11 protein-coding genes are annotated in these 15,065 nt (G+C 72.0%); 9 read left to right on the forward strand and 2 right to left on the reverse strand.

The features are described from left to right. Positions 1-239 precede the first annotated feature (239 nt). The 6 genes from ureA (at position 240) to cimA (ending at position 7,731) form a co-directional block, all read left to right on the forward strand. Entirely contained in the window at positions 240-935 is a 696-nt protein-coding gene (gene ureA / locus ACFVFQ_RS17750; protein ID WP_383416355.1) for an urease subunit gamma, read from the forward strand. Next, a complete protein-coding gene (locus ACFVFQ_RS17755) occupies positions 932-2,626 on the forward strand; it encodes an urease subunit alpha (RefSeq protein WP_383416358.1) in 1,695 nt (564 codons plus the stop codon). The genes ureA and ACFVFQ_RS17755 overlap by 4 nt, the downstream gene beginning before the upstream one ends. A 78-nt stretch (positions 2,627-2,704) precedes the next feature. Beyond that, on the forward strand, positions 2,705-3,745 hold the full coding sequence (locus ACFVFQ_RS17760; RefSeq protein WP_383416361.1) for an agmatine/peptidylarginine deiminase: 1,041 nt from the start codon (positions 2,705-2,707) through the stop codon (positions 3,743-3,745). Between the two features lie 33 nt (positions 3,746-3,778). Then, the gene (locus ACFVFQ_RS17765; protein WP_383416364.1) at positions 3,779-4,396 is read left to right on the forward strand and encodes a TetR/AcrR family transcriptional regulator; all 618 of its coding nucleotides are present in this window, start codon (positions 3,779-3,781) and stop codon (positions 4,394-4,396) included. A 117-nt stretch (positions 4,397-4,513) separates the two neighbouring features. Next, positions 4,514-5,824: an MFS transporter gene (locus ACFVFQ_RS17770; protein WP_383416366.1), complete on the forward strand. Its 1,311-nt coding sequence runs from the start codon at positions 4,514-4,516 to the stop codon at positions 5,822-5,824. A 281-nt stretch (positions 5,825-6,105) separates the two neighbouring features. Then, positions 6,106-7,731 (forward strand): citramalate synthase, encoded by a 1,626-nt coding sequence (gene cimA / locus ACFVFQ_RS17775; RefSeq protein WP_383416369.1) that lies wholly within the window; start codon positions 6,106-6,108, stop codon positions 7,729-7,731. A 77-nt stretch (positions 7,732-7,808) separates the two neighbouring features. On the opposite strand, the gene ACFVFQ_RS17780 is transcribed toward cimA, so the two are convergent. Further along, a complete protein-coding gene (locus ACFVFQ_RS17780; RefSeq protein WP_383416372.1) occupies positions 7,809-8,423 on the reverse strand; it encodes a YceI family protein in 615 nt (204 codons plus the stop codon). Positions 8,424-8,683: 260 nt separating this feature from the next. Between ACFVFQ_RS17780 and ACFVFQ_RS17785 the strand changes: the two genes are divergently transcribed. The 3 genes from ACFVFQ_RS17785 (at position 8,684) to ACFVFQ_RS17795 (ending at position 13,234) form a co-directional block, all read left to right on the forward strand. After that, positions 8,684-11,110: a polysaccharide lyase 8 family protein gene (locus ACFVFQ_RS17785; protein ID WP_383416375.1), complete on the forward strand. Its 2,427-nt coding sequence runs from the start codon at positions 8,684-8,686 to the stop codon at positions 11,108-11,110. A 216-nt stretch (positions 11,111-11,326) separates the two neighbouring features. Then, positions 11,327-12,910 carry an acyl-CoA carboxylase subunit beta gene (locus ACFVFQ_RS17790; RefSeq protein ID WP_383416377.1) on the forward strand — a complete coding sequence of 528 codons (1,584 nt, stop codon included), beginning with the start codon at positions 11,327-11,329 and terminating at the stop codon, positions 12,908-12,910. Positions 12,911-13,018: 108 nt separating this feature from the next. Then, positions 13,019-13,234: an acyl-CoA carboxylase epsilon subunit gene (locus ACFVFQ_RS17795; protein ID WP_383416381.1), complete on the forward strand. Its 216-nt coding sequence runs from the start codon at positions 13,019-13,021 to the stop codon at positions 13,232-13,234. A gap of 484 nt (positions 13,235-13,718) precedes the next feature. Here the strand turns inward: ACFVFQ_RS17795 and ACFVFQ_RS17800 are convergent, their stop codons facing one another. Then, the gene (locus ACFVFQ_RS17800; RefSeq protein WP_383416384.1) at positions 13,719-15,002 is read right to left on the reverse strand and encodes an MFS transporter; all 1,284 of its coding nucleotides are present in this window, start codon (positions 15,000-15,002) and stop codon (positions 13,719-13,721) included. Between the last annotated feature and the right edge of the window lie 63 nt (positions 15,003-15,065).

Here is a 15,065-nt window from a genome sequence, read left to right on the forward strand (position 1 = left end):
AGGTCGAAGCGGTGCTGGTGCGGTGCTCCGTCGGTGGGTGGGGCGTTCGTCGGCGATGCCTACGAAACGGGGGCTCGCGCTGACGAGTTCTTTTGAGTGATGCTCTAAGAGCGATCAGTTCAAGCCATCCGTTAGAGCGACGCTCAATATGAAGCACGCTTCCCGGCTAGGTCAATGGTTTCGGAATGACTAATTCCGAGTTAGAGTGACGCTCAATTCGAGCGGGAGGAAGGGACCGGATGCGGCTCACCCCCACGGAACGCGACCGACTGCTGCTGTTCGGCGCGGCGGAACTGGCACGGGCCCGCCGGGCCCGCGGACTGCGGCTGAACGTGCCCGAGGCGACCGCGTTGATCGCCGACACAGTCTGCGAGGCGGCGCGGGACGGGCGCCGCCTCGCGCAGGCCATCGAGGCGGCCCGCAGCGTGCTGGGCCCCGACGATGTGCTGCCGGGGGTGGCCGACATCGTCACCGAGGTGCATGTGGAGGCCGTCTTCGACGACGGCTCCCGGCTCGCGGTGGTCACCGATCCGATCGGCACCGCCCCCGACGCCGAGGCCGCGCCGCCGCCCGGCGCCGTGCTGCCCGGTCCGGCCGACCCGGAGCCCGAGCCCGCGCTGACGCTCATGGTCCGCAACACCGCGACGGTGCCGATCAGCGTGACGTCGCACTTCCACTTCTTCGAGGCCAACCCCCGGCTGGAGTTCGACCGCGGCGCCGCCTACGGCATGCGGCTGTGCGTCCCGGCCGGCTCGTCGGTGCGGTTCGACCCGGGCCAGACGAGCGAGGTCGGGCTGGTGCCGATCGGCGGCGACCGGATCGCGATCGGCTTCGCCGGGCTGGTGGACGGCCCGCTCGATGCGCCCGGCGCCAGAGCCGAAGCGCTGCGACGGGCCGCGGCCTGCGGCTACTTGGGAGCAGAGGAGCAGGGATGAGCCGGAGCATCGACCCCCACGAGTACGCGTCGGTCCACGGTCCGCGCGCCGGCGACCGGGTCGTCCTGGGCGACTGTGGGCTCGTCGTCCGGGTGGAGTCCGACTCGCAGAAGCCCGGCGAGGAGTTCCTGGCCGGCTTCGGCAAGACCGCCCGCGACGGGCTGCACCTCAAGGCCGCCGCGGTGCGCGAGACCTGCGACGTGGTGATCAGCAACGTCCTGGTCATCGACGCGGTCCTGGGTATCCGCAAGACCTCCATCGGCATCCGCGAGGGTCGCATCCACGCCATCGGTCGGGCCGGCAACCCCGACACCCTCGACGGCGTCGACGTCGTCGTCGGCACCGGCACCTCGATCGTCTCCGGCGAGGGCATGATCGCCACCGCAGGCGCCATCGACACCCACGTCCACCTGCTCTCCCCGCGGGTGATGGAAGCCTCGCTGGCCTCCGGCGTGACCACCATCATCGGCCAGGAGTTCGGCCCGGTCTGGGGCGTCGGCGTCAACTCCCCCTGGGCGCTGGGCCATGCGTTCGGCGCCTTCGACGCCTGGCCGGTCAACATCGGCTTCCTGGGCCGCGGTTCGTCCTCCGACCAGGCCCCGCTGGTCGAGGCGCTGGCCGAGGGCGGCGCGCTGGGATTCAAGGTCCACGAGGACATGGGCGCGCACGCCCGCGCCCTGGACACCGCGCTGCGGGTCGCCGAGGACCACGACGTCCAGGTCGCCCTGCACAGCGACGGCCTCAACGAATGCCTCACCGTCGAGGACACCCTGAGCGTCCTGGACGGCCGCACCATCCACGCCTTCCACATCGAGGGCTGCGGCGGCGGACACGTCCCCAACGTCCTGAAGATGGCCGGCGTGCCCAACGTCATCGGCTCCTCCACCAACCCCACCCTCCCCTTCGGGCGGGACGCGGTCGCCGAGCACTACGGGATGATCGTCTCCGTTCACGACCTCAAGACCGACCTGCCCGGCGACGCCGCCATGGCCCGCGACCGCATCCGGGCCGGCACCATGGGCGCCGAGGACGTGCTGCACGACCTCGGGGCGATCGGGATCACCTCCTCCGACGCCCAGGGCATGGGCCGGGCCGGCGAGACGGTCCGCCGCACCTTCGCGATGGCCGGCAAGATGAAGGCCGAACTCGGCCCGACCGAGGGCGACGGCCCGCACGACGACAACGCCCGCGTCCTGCGCTACATCGCCAAACTCACCATCAACCCCGCCCTCGCGCACGGCCTTTCGCACGAGGTCGGGTCCATCGAGGTCGGCAAGATGGCCGACCTGGTGCTGTGGCAGCCGCAGTTCTTCGGCGCCAAGCCCCAGCTGGTGCTCAAGTCCGGCTTCCCCGCCTACGGCGTCACCGGCGACCCCAACGCCGCCACCGACACCTGCGAACCCCTCGTGCTGGGGCCGCAGTTCGGGGCGCACGGCGCCACCCCGGCCGAGATCTCGGTGGCCTTCGTCGCCGGCGCGGCGGCCCAACAGGGCGGTGACACCCTGCCTACCCGCCGGCGCCGGGTCGCCGTCCGCGGCACCCGCGGCATCGGCCCCCGCGACCTGATCCACAACGCCCGCGTCGGCGACGTCCAGGTCGACCCGCGCACCGGGCTGGTCACCCTCGACGGCGATCCGATGCGCTCCGAACCGGCCGACACCGTCTCGCTGTCCAGGCTCTACTTCCTCTGACACCACCGGCCACCGGCCCGCCCCGCACCCCCGTCAAGCTCCGCGACCCCGCGCACCTCCCGAGGACCGAGGACCCGTATGAACACCCCCGCCGCCGACGGCTTCCGCATGCCCCCCGAGTGGGCCCCGCACGAGCGCACCTGGATGGCCTGGCCCGGCCCCAACTTCACCTTCGGTGCCGAGGGTGACGCGTCGCTCGCCGAGGCCCGCCGCGCCTGGGCCGCGGTCGCCCGCGCGCTCCGGCGGTACGAACCGGTCACCGTGGTCGCCGGACCCGGCCAACTCGACGGCGCCCGCGCGCTGCTCGGCGACGGCATCGACCTCGTCGAACGCCCCCTCGACGACGCCTGGATGCGCGACATCGGCCCCACCTTCCTCACCGACGGAAACGGTCAACTGGCCGCCGTCGACTGGGTGTTCAACGGCTGGGGCGCCCAGGAATGGGCCGCCTGGGACCGCGACGCGCAGATAGCCGGGCACGTCGCCGACCTCGCCGGCGCCCGCCGCTACGCCACCGGTCTGGTCAACGAGGGCGGCGGCATCCACGTCGACGGCGAGGGCACCGTCCTGCTCACCGAGACCGTCCAGCTCGACCCGGGCCGCAACCCCGGCCGCAGCAAGGAGGAGGTAGAGGCGGAGATCCACGCCCACCTCGGCACCACCAAGGCCATCTGGCTGCCGCGCGGACTGTACGCCGACTACGGCCAGTTCGGCACCCGCGGCCACGTGGACATCGTCGCCGCGTTCGCCCGCCCCGGCGTGGTGATGCTGCACACCCAGCCCGACCCCGACCACCCTGACCACGCCATCTGCACCGAGCTCGGCAAGCTGCTGCGCGCCGCCACCGACGCCCGCGGCCGGCAGCTGGAGGTCGTGGAGGTCCCGGCGCCCACCGTCGTCGAGGTGGACGGCGAGCCGGTCGACTACTCCTACCTCAACCACCTCCAGTGCAACGGCGGCATCGTCCTGTGCGCCTTCGACGACCCGCGCGACGAGGAGGCGGCCGCGCTCCTGAGCCGGCTCTTCCCCGGCCGCGATGTCACCCTGGTCGACGCCCGTACGATCTTCGCAGCGGGTGGCGGCATCCACTGCATCACCCAGCAGCAACCGAGGGTCTGACCCGCCAGACCCGCCCCGACCCCGGAGGTCCCCGTGCCCGGTCCCGTACGCCGTCCCCGGCGGCGGCTCAGCCAGCCGCGCGAGCAGGTGCTGGCCGCGGCGATGGCCACCATCGCCGCCGAGGGGCTGGACCGGCTGACCATGGCGGGACTGGGCCGCGAGGTCGGGATGAGCAGCGGCCACATCCTCTACTACTTCGGTACCAAGGACGAGCTGCTGCTCCAGACCCTCCAGTGGAGCGAGGAGCAGCTCGGTGCCGAGCGCCGGGCCGCCCTCGCCCGCCGGGTCTCCGCCCGCGAACGGCTGGACGCCCTGGTCGACCTCTACCTCCCCGAGGGTCACCGCGACCCGCGCTGGACCCTCTGGCTGGAGGTCTGGGTCCGCTCCCAGAACGCCGACGACGAGACCCGCCAGCGCCAGCTCGACCTCGAACTGGCCTGGCACCGCGACCTGGTGGCGCTGCTCGTCGAGGGCGCCTCCAAGGGGGAGTTCCGGCCCGTCGACGCGGAGCGCTTCGCCACCCGCACCCGCGCCCTGCTGGACGGCTTCGGCACCCACCTCGTCGTCGGCCTGCCCGGCACCGACCGCGACGGGGCGCGCCGCGAGGTCCGGCACTTCCTGGACGAGGCGCTCACCCCGCCCGGGGACTGACCGCCACCGCACGTGGCCCGCGCCGCGGCCACCGTGACCGCAACGCACGCAAGTAGGCGTGATCGTTGCCGCCGCGGCCCTTGCCGAAGGGCCCGCTCTCGACGACCGTGATCGGCTATGGGACGAGAGCAATGGAAGAAGATCTGGGTCGGCTCGGCCGGCAACATGGTCGAGTGGTTCGACTGGTTCGTCTACGCCAGTTTCGCGGTGTACTTCGCCGACGCGTTCTTCCCCAAGGGGAACGACACCGCCAACCTCATGAACACCATGGGGATCTTCGCCGTCGGCTTCTTCCTGCGCCCGGTCGGCGGCTGGCTGCTCGGCCGGGTCGGTGACCGCCGGGGCCGCAAGGCCGCCCTCACCCTGACCGTGACCCTGATGTCCGCCTCGGCCATCCTGATCGCCGTCGCCCCCACCTACGCCGTCGCCGGCTACGGCGGCATCGCCGTCCTGCTGGTGGCCCGGATGCTCCAGGGCCTCTCGGTCGGCGGCGAGTACGCGGCCAGCGCCACCTACCTCACCGAGGCGTCCGCGCCCGAGCGCCGCGGCTTCGCCTCCAGCTTCCAGTACGTGTCGATGACCGCCGGCCAACTTCTGGGCCTGGCCCTCCAGATCGTCCTCCAGCGCACCATGTCCGAGCAGGCGCTGCACAGTTGGGCCTGGCGGATCCCGTTCATCGTCGGCGCGCTGGGCGCCGGCATCGTCTTCTACCTGCGCCGCACCATGCTGGAGACCGAGGTCTACGCCGAGGACGACCAGGCCCGCACCGACCCCGACCGCGGCACCATGAAGGCGCTGTGGGCCCACAAGCGCGAGGCGTTCCTGGTCATCGCCCTCACCATGGGCGGCACGGTGGCGTACTACACGTACACCACCTACCTCACCAAGTACCTCTCCGGTACGGCGGGGTTGTCCAAGCCCACCGCCTCCCTGGTGAGCTTCTGCGCGCTGTTCCTCTTCATGTGCCTCCAGCCGCTGGCCGGCAAGCTGTCGGACCGGATCGGCCGCCGCCCGCTGCTGATCACCTTCGCGGTCGGCGCCACCCTGCTGACCGTGCCGATCATGACGCTGCTCAAGCACGCCGGCTCCTTCTGGCCCGCGCTCGGCCTCTCGCTGCTGGCCCTGGTCATCGTCACCGGCTACACCTCCATCAACGCCTGTGTGAAGGCCGAGTTGTTCCCCACCGGCATCCGCGCGCTGGGCGTCGCGCTGCCCTACGCCATCGCCAACGCGCTCTTCGGCGGCACGGCCGAGTACGTCGCCCTGTGGTTCAAGAACGGCGGCATCGAGTCCGGCTTCTTCTGGTACGTCACCGGCTGCGCGGCGGTCTCGCTGATCGTCTACCTGACGATGCGGGAGACCCGGACCATCGACCTGAGCCGGGCCGGCAAGGGGTCCGGCGACGGCGAGCGCGTGCTCGCATCCTGAGACGACGACGTGCCGGGGGCGGTGGTGTGCCACACTGCCCCCGTGCTCTCGTTCGCCATTATTGGCAGCAGGCGCGCCGGTCCGCAGTGACCGCCCCGTACGACCCGAGTACGGCGCGGCCATCGTCGTCCCAGACCCGCGCGCAGACCTCTCGCACCCGCGAGGGGTTTTTTCGTTTCCGGGGCCCACCCATTCACCGGAGGCGCAGCGCGAGGGATCATGGAGGGACGGTGGAACCGGGCATTCCGGTAGACCGAGATCCGACAGGAGCCTTGACCAGCATGACGGACGTACCCGAAGCCGCCGTCCCCGACGACTTCCACGTATTCGACACCACGCTCCGCGACGGCGCCCAGCGCGAGGGCATCAACCTGACCGTCGCCGACAAGCTGACCATCGCCCGTCATCTGGACGACTACGGCGTCGGCTTCATCGAGGGCGGCTGGCCCGGCGCCAACCCGCGGGACACCGAGTTCTTCGCGCGCGCCCGCGCGGAGATCGACTTCCGGCACGCCCAGTTGGTCGCGTTCGGCGCCACCCGCAAGGCCGGCGTCCGCGTCGAGGACGACCCCCAGGTCGCCGCGCTGCTGGACTCGGGGGCCCCGGTCATCACCCTGGTCGCCAAGTCCCACGTCCGGCACGTGGAACTGGCGCTGCGCACCACGCCCGAGGAGAACCTCGCGATGGTCCGGGACACCGTCGCGCACCTGCGCGCCCAGGGCCGCCGGGTCTTCCTCGACTGCGAGCACTTCTTCGACGGCTACGCGCTGGACCCGGACTACGCCAAGGCGGTCGTGCGCACCGCGCACCAGGCCGGCGCCGACGTCGTGGTGCTCTGCGACACCAACGGCGGGATGTTGCCGGCCCAGGTGACCGCGGTGGTCCGCACCGTCCTCGCGGACACCGGCGCCCGGCTCGGCATCCACGCCCAGGACGACACCGGCTGCGCGGTCGCCAACACCCTGGCCGCGGTCGACGCCGGCGCCACCCACGTCCAGTGCACCGCCAACGGCTACGGCGAGCGGGTCGGCAACTCCAACCTCTTCCCGGTCGTCGCCGCCCTGGAGCTGAAGTACGGGCGCCCGGTCCTGCCGCCCGGCAAGCTGGCCGAGACCACCCGGATCTCGCACGCCATCGCCGAGGTCGTCAACCTCACGCCCTCCACCCACCAGCCCTACGTGGGGGTTTCGGCGTTCGCCCACAAGGCCGGGCTGCACGCCTCCGCGATCAAGGTGGACCCGGACCTCTACCAGCACATCGACCCCGCGCTGATCGGCAACACCATGCGGATGCTGGTATCCGACATGGCCGGCCGGGCCTCGATCGAGCTCAAGGGCAAGGAGCTCGGCATCGACCTGAGCGACGACCGGGAGCTGGTCGGCCGGGTCGTCGAGCGGGTCAAGGAGCGCGAACTGGCCGGCTACACCTACGAGGCCGCCGACGCGTCGTTCGAGCTGTTGCTCCGCGACGAGCTGCGGCGGGCGGGCGAGGGCGGTACGCCGCTGCGCTACTTCACCGTGGAGTCCTGGCGGGCGATCGTCGAGGACCGCCCCGACGGCACGCACGCCAACGAGGCCACCGTGAAGCTGTGGGCCAAGGGCGAGCGGATCGTCGCCACGGCCGAGGGCAACGGCCCGGTCAACGCGCTGGACCGGGCGCTGCGGGTGGCCCTGGAGCGGATCTACCCGCAGTTGGCCACGATGGAGTTGGTGGACTACAAGGTCCGCATCCTGGAGGGCGCGTTGGGCACCGGCTCGACGACCCGGGTGCTGGTCTCCACCAGCGACGGCCGCGGGGAGTGGTCCACGGTCGGCGTCGCCGAGAACGTCATCGCGGCGTCCTGGCAGGCGCTGGACGACGCCTATGCGTACGGGTTGCTGCGCGCCGGGGTCGAGCCGCAGGGGTGAGCGTCGGCGGCGCGGGGGAGCGCCGCGGCCGTGGGGGCGGGGCGGTGGAGGTCACTCGCCCGCCCCCGCGCCCCCGCTCAACTCCCGGCCCGCACCGCCGAGATGTCGAAGACCAGCTTGACCTTGTCGCTGACCATCACGCCGCCGGTCTCCAGCGCCGCGTTCCAGGTCAGCCCCCACTCCGAGCGCAGGATCTCGGCGCTGCCCTCGAAGCCGACGCGTTCGGCGCCGTAGACGTCGGTGGCCGCGCCGTTGAACTCCAGGTCGATGGTGAGCGGCCTGGTGACGTCCTTGATGGTCAGGTCGCCGGTGATCCGGTAGCGGTCGCCGCCGGTCGCCTCGGCGGCGGTGGAACGGAACGTCATCCGCGGGAAGTTCTCGGCGTCGAAGAAGTCCGCGCCGCGCAGGTGGGCGTCGCGGTCGGCGATGCCGGTGTCGACGCTGGCGATGGCGACGTCGAGGGTGGCGGTGGAGCGGGCCGGGGCGGACCCGTCGAGGTGCAGCGCGCCCTCGTAACTGCCGAACGTGCCGCGGACGTTGGTGACCATGGCGTGCCGGACGCTGAAGCCGATGCTGCTGTGCGCCGGGTCGATGGTGTAGTCGCCGGTCAGGGCGGCCAGCGCGGGGTCCACCTCCAGGACGGCGGTGGTCGCGGTCGGGGCAGCGGCGGGGCGCTTGCGGAACAGGGGCATGGCTCCTCCTTCGGGGGTGGACGCGGGCGGGGGATGCGCGCCGCGGGGCATTGAACCGCTCTTGTTTAACGTTCAACGAGATTCACGGTAGCCGCATCTCGTTTAACTTTCAACCTTCACGGTGGATGGCTCCCCCGCACGAGTGGCGCCGGCCGTCCCCGGCGCGGTCATTGCCGCCCCGTTCGAGCCCGTGCTAGACCATCGGGAACTCCCAAGTGCGCAGCGCCACACCATAGTTGACGCCACGGAGAGGAGCGACCATGTCGCCCGCCACCCCGCCCGCCTGGTCGCGCCGAGGATTCCTGACCGCCACCACCGCCGGCGCCCTGGCCCTCACCCTCACCGCCGCCCGGTCCGCCGACGCCGCCCCCGCTGCCGGGGACGCCTACGCCACCCTCCGCCGCCGCTGGTGCGACCTGACCCTCGGCACCGGCTACGACCCCACCGCCGCCCCGTACGCCGGTGCCCTCAAGGAGACCGGCCAGCTCGCCGCCGGCTACCACCGGACCATGCGCCCGACCGCCGACTCCCTCTGGCCGGAGTGCCCCTACGACCCGCCCGCCGGCCTCACCCGCAGCTACGACCGGCTCGCCACCATGGCGCTGGCCTGCGCCCAGCCCGGCACCGGCCACACCGGCGACGCCGACCTCGCCACCGCCGTCCGCACCGGTCTGGACCACCTCGACCGCACCGTCTACCACCCCGCCACCACGCCCTACGGCAACTGGTGGGAATGGCAGATCGGCAGCCCCAGACTCCTCCTCGACACCCTCGCCGTCCTCGACGAACACCTCCCCGGCGGCGCCGGCGACGCCCTGCGCGCCCGCTGCCTGGCCGCCGTCGACCACTTCGTCCCGGACCGCGCCCTCGGCTCGTACACCGGCACCAGCACAGGCGCCAACCGCGTCGACCTCTGCCGCGTCGTCGCCCTCCGCGGCGTCCTCGGCCGCGCCCCCGCCAAGATCGCCCTGGCCCGTGACGCGCTCTCCCCGGTCTTCCCGCACGTCACCCACGGCGACGGCCTCTACGCCGACGGCTCGTTCGTCCAACACACCTGGGTCGCCTACTCCGGCACCTACGGCGCGGTCCTCCTCGACGGCCTCGGCCGGCTCTTCACCCTGCTCGGCGGCTCCCCTTGGGAGATCACCGACCCCCACCGACAGCTCGTCCACGACAGCGTCGAGCACGCCTACGCGCCGCTGCTCCACGACGGGTTGATGATGGACAGCGTCAACGGCCGTGCCATCAGCCGCGGTTACCTGTGCAACGACCCGCGGCACGTCCTGCACAGCGACCACCGCCACGGCCACGCCGTGCTCGCCGCCATCGCCCTGCTCGCCGAGGCCGCGAGCGCCGCCGAACGCGACCGCTGGCACGCCCTGATCAAGGGCCACATCGCCCGCGACCGCACCCTGCCGGTCCGCACCGACCGCCAGTTCACCGTCGCCGACCTCGCCCGCCTCGCCGCGGTCGACGCCGGCCCCGCCCCCGCCGCCCCCGAGCCCGTCGGCCACCGCCTCTTCCCCGCCATGGACCGCGCCGTGCACCGCCGCCCCGGCTGGACCGCCGGCCTGGCCATGGCCTCCGACCGCATCGCCCACTACGAGAACGGCAACGGCGAGAACAAGCGCGGCTGGCACACCGGCGCCGGCATGCTCTCCTGGTGGCCCGCGGGCCGCTGCGGCGACCAGTACACCGACGCCTTCTGGCCCACCGTCGACCCCTACCGCCTCCCCGGCACCACCGTCTCCACCAAGCACCTGGCCGACGACGCGGGCGGCCCCTGGGGCGAGCCGAAGCCCGAGGCCCGTTGGGTCGGCGGCACCACCGACGGCAGCTACGCCGCGATCGGCCAGGACCTCCGCGGCCTCGGCTCCACCCTCCGCGCCCGGAAATCCTGGTTCGCCCTCGCCGACTGCGTGGTCTGCCTCGGCGCCGGCATCACCTGCCGGGACGGCGTCCGGGCCGAGACCGTCGTCGACAACCGCAACCTCGGCGCCCGCGGCACCGCCGCCCTCACCGTCGACGGCGTCCGCCAGCGACCCGCCCCCGGCCGCACCACCACCTTCCCCCGTGCCCGCTGGGCCCACCTTGCCGGCCACGGCGGCTGGGTCTTTCCCGGCGGCGCCCCGCTGCACGTCCTGCGCGAGGACCGCACCGGCCGCTGGTCCGACATCAACACCACCTCCACCACCGACCCGTACACCCGCCGCTACCTCACCCTCTGGCACGACCACGGCACCGACCCCACCGGCGCCGGCTACGCCTACCTGCTGATGCCCGGCGCCGACCAGCGCGCCCTCGCCGCCCGCGCCGCCGACCGGCACTGGCTGACCGTCCTCGCCAACGACGCCGACCGGCAGGCCGTCACCGTCGCCCCGCTCGGCGTCACCGCCGCCAGCTTCTGGCGCGCCGGCACCGCCGGACCGCTCACCGCCGACGGCCCGGCCAGCGTCCTGACCCGCACCCGCCGCGCCCCCGGCCGGGCCGGCCGCACCGCCACCCTGTGCGCCGCGGCCCCCGAGCGCACCGGCGCGCCCCTGGAGCTCACCTGGTCCCGGCCCATCCGCGCGGTGCTCGCCCACGACGACGCGGTCGAGGTGCTGGCCACCGGCGACGCCCTGCGGCTGCGCCTGGCCCCCGGCACCGCCTGCGCCACCCACACCTGCACCGTGCTGCTGCGCTGATCGCCGCCGCGCCGCCGCCGACCACCGACCGGCACAACATCGCCCGCGCGTCGTTTGTCGGCACCACACAGACACTGGACACCGCGTCCACCCCGCCACAGCCCAGCAGTCGGGCCGCGTGCAGCGTGGTTCTGTACCGCCTGCCCACGAAATCGCGCCCGACGTTGTACGAAACCGACATCGGTGTGCGGGGCCTCGCCCACGTACCGTCGATACATGACCACTGTCGAAGATGTGCCCGCCGGTGCCAACGACGCCCGCGGGCGCGTCGCCGAACTGCACGCGATCCGTGAGCAGGTCCGGCGAGGCCCCAGCGAGCGAGCCACCGAAGCGCAGCGTGCCAAGGGCAAGCTGACGGCCCGCGAGCGGATCGACCTGCTGCTGGACGAGGGTTCCTTCAACGAGGTCGAGCCGCTCCGCCGGCATCGCGCCACCGGCTTCGGCCTGGAGGCCAAGAAGCCGTACACGGACGGTGTCATCACCGGTTGGGGCACGGTCCACGGCCGGACCGTCTTCGTCTACGCGCACGACTTCCGGATCTTCGGCGGCGCCCTGGGCGAGGCCCACGCCACCAAGATCCACAAGATCATGGACATGGCCATCCAGGCCGGTGCGCCCCTGGTGTCGCTCAACGACGGCGCCGGCGCCCGCATCCAGGAGGGCGTCTCCGCGCTCGCCGGCTACGGCGGCATCTTCCAGCGCAACACCAAGGCGTCCGGCGTCATCCCGCAGATAAGCGTCATGCTCGGCCCGTGCGCCGGCGGTGCCGCCTACTCGCCGGCCCTCACGGACTTCGTCTTCATGGTCCGGGACACCTCCCAGATGTTCATCACTGGCCCGGACGTGGTGCGGGCCGTCACGGGCGAGGAGATCACCCAGAACGGCCTGGGCGGCGCCGATGTGCACGCCGAGACCTCCGGCGTGGCGCACTTCGCCTACGACGACGAGGTCACCTGCCTCGAAGAGGTCCGCTACCTGCTGTCGCTGCTGCCGGCCAACAACCGGGAGAACCCGCCGGTGGTGGCCTGCGAGGACCCGGTCGACCGTAGCTGCGACACGCTGCTGGACCTGGTCCCGGCGGACGGCAACCGACCGTACGACATGCGCAAGGTCATCGAGGAGATCGTCGACGACGGCGAGTACCTGGAGGTCCACGAGCGCTGGGCCACCAACATCATCTGCGCGCTGGCCCGCTTCGACGGCCGGGTGGTCGGCATCATCGCCAACCAGCCGCAGTCGCTGGCCGGCGTCCTGGACATCGAGGCGTCCGAGAAGGCCGCCCGCTTCGTCCAGATGTGCGACGCGTTCAACATCCCGATCGTCACGCTGCTCGACGTCCCCGGCTTCCTGCCCGGCGTCGACCAGGAGCACGGCGGCATCATCCGCCACGGCGCCAAGCTGCTCTACGCGTACTGCAACGCGACCGTGCCGCGGATCTCCATCGTGCTGCGCAAGGCGTACGGCGGTGCCTACATCGTGATGGACTCGCAGTCCATCGGGGCCGACCTGACGTATGCCTGGCCGACCAACGAGATCGCGGTGATGGGCGCGGAGGGCGCGGCCAACGTCATCTTCCGCAAGCAGATCGCCGAGGCGGATGACTCCGAGGCGATGCGCAGCCGCATGGTCAAGGAGTACAAGTCCGAGCTGATGCACCCGTATTACGCGGCCGAGCGCGGTCTGGTCGATGACGTCATCGACCCGGCGGAGACCCGGCACACGCTGGTGCGGGCGCTGGAGATGCTGCGGACGAAGCATGCGGATCTGCCGGCGCGCAAGCACGGTAATCCGCCGCAGTAAGGGGTGTTGGGGCCGCGTTCGCGTGCGTGTTCGTCGCGGGCGCGGTGCCCGTTCTTCCCCGTCTTTCCAGTCTTCCTGCTCATCCCGTCACGGAGAATCGAGATCGTCGTGAATGCCGTTCCCAGCAGTGCTGTTGCCGACGCGCCCATCCGCGTCGAGAAGGGGCAGGCCAGCGAGGAGGAGCTCGCTGCCCTGACCGCCGTTCTGCTCGCCCGTGCCGCGCATCAGCCGGCGGCGCCGGTTCGGCCGCGTACCACTGCCGCTCGGTGGCGGCGGTTGGAGCGGCAGATGGGGTTCCACGGGGCTACCAGCTGGCAGCGGTGATGTCTCGCTGCCGCTAGCGGTTGTGCTGTGGCGGCCCTCGCACCTTGTGGGTGCGGGGGCCGCCGTTTTTGTTTTGGCGTTCGCCTGGTGGGGGCGGGTGCTTTGCGGGTTCTGTCCGGTGGGGGCTGGCGTCTTGCGGCTTTTCGTTGTGGGTGGGGCCGGAGGGGCTGTCCCGGGGTACGTCCTCGGTGCGGGCGCCTCTGGTCTGTAGATGAGGAATGCCCGGGGCTTTGCTCCAGATCCTGCGGGCGCACCCCGGGACATCCCCTCCGGCCCGTGCCGTTGCCGACTTTCCGTCGGTGGGCCCGGCCGGGCTGCTGGTTTTCGGCCCGCGCCGTTGCCGACTCTCCGACGGTGGGGCGTCCGTCACCGAGTCAACTCGTGGGCCGGGGAGTGTTGGTGGCTGTTCGCCGGTGGGGCCCGGCTCGGGCTGGTGGCTGTCAGGCTGCGTCGTTGGCTCAACTCGCCGGTTGGCTTGGGGTGTTCAGGCGTGGGTGGCTGCGGTGGGGGTCTTGGTGTGGGGGGTGGGGGTGGTGTGGTTGTCCGGGAGTTTGAGGGAGAGGGTGAGGAGGGCGGCTACTCCGTAGAGGGCGGCGAAGATGAGGACTACGCCGGCGGGGCCTAGGGGGGCGAGGAAGAGGCTGACGATGGCGGGGCCGACGAAGGCGGCGCCGCCGGCGCCGAGGTTGAGGAGGGCCATGGCGCCGCCCTTGTTGTCGGGGGCGAGGGCCGGGACGAGGGCGGAGATGGAGACGAAGCCGGCCAGGGTGACGCCGTAGAGCATGCCGACGAGGAGGGCGACCCAGTAGTGGGGGCCGACGGCGAGGGGGACGAAGTACAGGGTGAGGGTGGTCACCGCGCAGCCCAGGCCGCCGAAGGTGGCGATGGTGCGGCGCCAGCCGATCTTGTCGCCGATGGCGCCGAAGAGCAGGTTGCAGAAGACGTTGGTGCCGTAGATGACGGCGAGCAGGGTCAGCCAGCGGCCCTGGCCGAAGCCCAGTTGCTTGCCGAAGAAGGTCGGGAGGAAGACCAGGAAGCCGAATTCCGGGGCGGTGTTGATGATGCGGACGACGCAGCCGACGGCGACCTTGGGGTGGGTCCAGGCGATGGCGAGGCTGGAGACCAGGGACTGGACGGGCTTGACCTCGGGCGGGGCGAGCCGGGCGAAGCCGGTGCGTTCGCGGACGCCGAGGAGGCAGCAGGCGCCGCCCAGCGCGATGATGCCGAGGGCGATCCAGAGGGTGCCGAAGGGGCCGAACCAGGGGTTGGTGGCGCCGGCGACGAGCGAGCCGAGGGTGGGCAGGCCGCCGGTGAAGGCGACGTAGAACCAGCCGACCGCGGTGCCCATGCGGGCCTTGGGGGCGGTGGCGGTGATCCAGACCAGGAAGCCGAAGGCGAAGAGCGGGTAGCCGAAGCCGCGGAGGCCGTAGAAGACCAGCATCAGCGGGTAGTTCTGCGGGCCGAGGGCGAGGGTGAGGTAGAGGACGTCGAAGACGATCCAGACGGCCAGGCCCAGTTGCATCACCCGGCGTGGGCCCCACAGGTCGGAGAGGGCGCCGGAGAGCCAGGAGGCGAGCATCACGGTGATGCCGTAGGCGGTGATGACGTAGGAGGCGCGGACCTCGGTGCCGGCGCCGTGGTCGGCCATGAACGGCGCGATGAAGCCGGACTCCACCCCGTCGCCGACCATGAACAGCAACACGCCGAGATAGCCGAAGACCAGGGCCTTGGGGATGCCGATCCGGTCGAGGAGAGGGGATGCTGCCATTGCACGCCTCCGGCGGGTGCGGGTGTGATGGGAGCAGCATGAATCCTGTGAAGTTCACATGCA

The sequence above is a fragment of the Streptomyces sp. NPDC057743 genome, from assembly GCF_042798755.1.
GTDB lineage: Bacteria > Actinomycetota > Actinomycetes > Streptomycetales > Streptomycetaceae > Streptomyces.